The 920-nt window shown below is 42.0% G+C and carries 2 protein-coding genes; both read right to left on the bottom strand.

The window, feature by feature from the left end; translation table 11 throughout:
- Positions 1-221 (bottom strand): HIT family protein (locus AC1DWB_RS36205; protein ID WP_477545878.1); only part of this gene is annotated, 221 nt, incomplete at its 3' end.
- Between the two features lie 377 nt (positions 222-598).
- On the bottom strand, positions 599-920 hold a 322-nt coding region (locus tag AC1DWB_RS36200; RefSeq protein ID WP_477545877.1), incomplete at its 5' end, for a zinc ribbon domain-containing protein.

Genomic DNA, 920 nt, shown 5'->3' with positions numbered 1-920 from the left:
TCCGCAGGGAGTTCAAAGATGTTCTCGAAATGTTGATTAGGAACAACAAGAACATGTCCTTTATTGTTTGGCCACCATTTGCTCGCTATAAATGCCGTTACCTTTTCATTCTGATAGATGATATCCCTTTGTTTTGTTCCCTGATTAGGTCGCTCGATACCCGAAACACGACAAAATGGACATTCGTATCCTTGGGGCTTATGTGAAAATGATGCTGTCATCTTTCTCATTCAACTCCTTTCATATTTCTCCAACCAGCTATTAGACGCAGGCAACTTTTGTTCGTTGCGTTATCCTGCCCGTTCAACAAATGAAAAAGGAGCCGCTTTAGAGCAAGCCCCTCCACTATAGTTCTCTATATTCAGTCATGAATTTGGAGCATCTCCTATGTGTATTAATTCCTGCTTCCTCAATGAACCTCCCCCACTTACGCTTCGCTAAGAAGTAGGGGTTTCTTACTACTACTTGCCGTAACTTTCTGCAAGACAGCAGGTTGGCTACTATCTCTCGCTACACATGTAGCGGAAACCGAACAGCAAGCTATCGTAAGCAACACTTTTGCAAGTGGGTGGGAACTCACCATCTACTACTTCTAGCTCTAGGCTATCCGTAGATACTTGACTTCTTTCGTTTTGCCCAAATCGCGTATATCTCCATGTAGATACTTGGACAAAATCCCCTTGCTACCGTGAACATCCCGATGTTCTTCGTAGCCGCAGGAACATTTGTAATTTCTTGTAGACGTCTTTTTCCTTCTACCGCAACAAGGACATTGTTGACTTGTATAGCTTTCATCCATCGTCTTCATCGTTGTTCCATGTTCTTCGAGCTTGTATTCGAGTTGCTTTTGAATTTTACCAAAACTCCAATTGGATAACTTTTGATTTACGATTTTTCTTCTTTTCTTTTTCGTGTTCCTC

It is taken from the genome of Paenibacillus sp. P4_E11 (assembly GCF_056401635.1).
Note: the sequence above shows the minus strand (reverse complement) of the source record. Positions and strands in the feature narration are given on the sequence as shown.